Source organism: Dyella sp. (assembly GCF_035508675.1).
Lineage (GTDB): Bacteria > Pseudomonadota > Gammaproteobacteria > Xanthomonadales > Rhodanobacteraceae > Dyella_B.
Window position 1 is genome coordinate 1 of the sequence record NZ_DATJMN010000385.1, and the last position, 2,772, is coordinate 2,772.

Below are 2,772 nucleotides of genomic sequence, written 5' to 3' on the forward strand. Positions count from 1 at the left end.
CAGCACGCCTGGCGAGATCGGCACTTGCGGCACGTCCGGATCGCCCGCCCAACCCCAGTTGATGCCGCCTTCGTTCTTCTTGGTGTCGTCGGAGAAACGTGCGCCGGCGGTGAGGTTGAACGCATCGGTGACATGCCACACTGCCTGGCCGAACAGCGCTTCCGATTGCACGGTTTCCTTCGGCTGGATGAAGGAGCCCTGCCAGTTCACGGTGCCCTGCTGGGTACCGTTCATGATCGGGATGTCGAAACGGATGTTGTTGTCTTCGGCGGAGTAGTACAGGCCGAGAATCCAGTCCACCGTGTGCTGCCCGGTGGATTTCAAATCCAATTCGTGGCTGTAGCTGGAGTAGTTGGAATAATTGGTGCGGTCGTCCTGATACACGCCGCCGGTCGTGAAGCTGGTCGGCAGGATCGCGCCGGCATCCTGGTCGTAATTGCTGGCGCCGGAGAAGCGGTTGTAGCCGGCGATATAGGTGAGCGCCATATCGTCATTGATCTGCCAGTCCATGCGGCTGCGCACCGTCTTGGAAGTGCGATGCAGATACGGCGCGGTGTCGATCAGCGCGGACCAGAAATCCTGGCCGGGGCGCGGATTCTGCATCAGGTTCATGTCCGGCGTGCCGCGATCGAGAAAATACTCGTACGACAGGTTCCACTTGAACGCATCGGTGGGCTGCCATAGCGCACTGATGCGCGCAGCCGACTGGTTCTGCGCGTTGTATTTGTCGCCACCTTGCGTATACAGCGCCTGGTTGATCGGTTGGAAATTCGCCGGGTTGCCGCCGCTGGCCAGATACGTGGCCTGTTGCTGGGCCACCGACGGCAGCTCGCTCGCCGGGTTCTGGTAGTTCACGTAGCCGTCGTGCTGCTCGTGCGCCACCGCCACGCGCATGGCGAAGGTGCTGCTGATCGGCAGGTTGATCGCGACCTTTTGACCGGACTGGCTGTAATTGCCCAGCGACATCTGCGCATTGCCGTAGAAGCCGCCGCCGATGTCGGGCTTGACGGTTTCGAAGTCGATCGCGCCGGCGGTGGAGTTGCGCCCCCACAATGTGCCCTGTGGGCCGCGCAGCACCTGCACGCTGTCGATGTCCAGCAGCAGGCTAGTGGCCGATTCGGCGCGCGGTGCGTAGACGCCATCGATGAACAGGGCCACTTCCGGATCGGCATATTCGGTCTTGGCGCTGTCATTGCCGATGCCGCGCATGGTCAGCGTGGTGACGTCATGGTCGCCCTCGCTGGTGCCTTGCAGGCCCGGTACCAGCTTGGTGATGTCCTGCACGGTCATCACGCGTTCCTTGTCGAGCGTGTCGGCGGTGATGGCCGTGACCGCAACCGGGGTTTGCTGCAGCGGGGTTTCACGTTTGGTGGCAGTGACCTGGATGGCCTGCAGGTTTTTCACTTTCTGTTTGGACGATCCGTTGTCTTTGTTGGTCGAGGCCTGCGGGGTCGCGTCCTGTGCCATGGCAAAGACAGGGGCCGAGGCGAGCACGGCAGCGAGCGCGACGTACATGGCCGAATGGTGAAGCGTCATTTCATCCCCTCCAAAAAAATGAATTTCGCGTTGTCGAGTGAGATCCGCCGTTTTCCCAATCCGCCTGGGCAGGCCCCACGGAAGCGACAGTGCTGTACGATATGACAGCGCTGTCATATGGCGATAATAGGCAGGTTTTGATGCAGAAGCTTGCCGCATAGCAGCATGGCAACCCGGGGAGGGGTGAACACATGGCACGTTTGCAAAGCATCTTGGTGGTAGGCGGCGGAGCGGCGGGCTGGCTGGTGGCCTGCTATCTGGCAAAACATCTGAACGCGTCGGCGCCGGACAGCAGCATCCGCGTGGCCTTGGTGGAAGCGCCAGGCATCGGCTTGCTGGGCGTGGGCGAAGCAACGTTTCCTTCCATCCGCGGCACGCTGTCGGCGATCGGGCTGGAGGAAGGGCGGTTGCTGAGCGGCGCGAATGCGACCTTCAAGCAAGGCATTCGCTATGACCACTGGCTGCGCCCGCCGGGCAGTGCAGGGCCGTCCAGTTTCTTCCATCCTTTCAGCCTGCCCAGCCAGCGTCCGGGCTGTCCGGAACTGCTGCCTTACTGGCTGCTGGGCGGCGCAGCGGACGGCATGCAACTGGCGCAAGCAGTCACCATGCAATACCGGCTCGTTGCACAAGGGCATGGCCCCAAGCGCGCCAGCGATCCCGACTACCAGGGGCCGATGAACTACGCCTACCACTTCGACGCCGCACGCGTTGCGGCGATACTGGCCGAGCACGGCCAGAAGCTCGGCGTGATACGTCACGAGGCCACGGTGGAACGTGTCGAACTGGACGAGCGCGGCGCCATCGCCAGCCTGGTAACGCCGGAGCTGGGCGAGCTGAGGGCGGATCTCTACGTCGATTGCACCGGCTTGCGCAGCCGGCTCATCGGCGGCGCCATGCAATCGCCCTTCCGCAGCCGTACCGATGTGCTGTTCGTGGATCGCGCGGTGGCGATGCAAGTGCCTTATCCGCGTCCCGATACGCCGATCGCGTGTTGCACCATCGCCACGGCGCAGGAGGCCGGCTGGACCTGGGACATCGGGCTGCAGCAGCGGCGCGGTGTCGGTTACGTGTACTCGTCGCGCCATTCCGATGCGACGCGCGCCGAAGAAGTGATCCGCGGTCATCTCGGTGCCGACGCCGACGGCCTGGAGCCTTTGCACATCAAGTTTGAAACCGGCTACCGGCCGGAGCATTGGCGTGGCAACTGCGTGGGCATCGGCCTGGCGGGCGGTTTTG

Annotated in this window: 2 protein-coding genes; one reads left to right on the forward strand and one right to left on the reverse strand. The window is 63.1% G+C overall.

The annotated features are described in order from the left end of the window. The coding region (locus tag VMA74_RS20495; protein ID WP_325370389.1) for a TonB-dependent receptor at window positions 1-1,536 on the reverse strand (1,536 nt) is incomplete at its 3' end. 191 nt (window positions 1,537-1,727) lie between these two features. Between VMA74_RS20495 and VMA74_RS20500 the strand changes: the two genes are divergently transcribed. After that, on the forward strand, window positions 1,728-2,772 hold a 1,045-nt coding region (locus tag VMA74_RS20500), incomplete at its 3' end, for a tryptophan 7-halogenase (protein ID WP_325370391.1).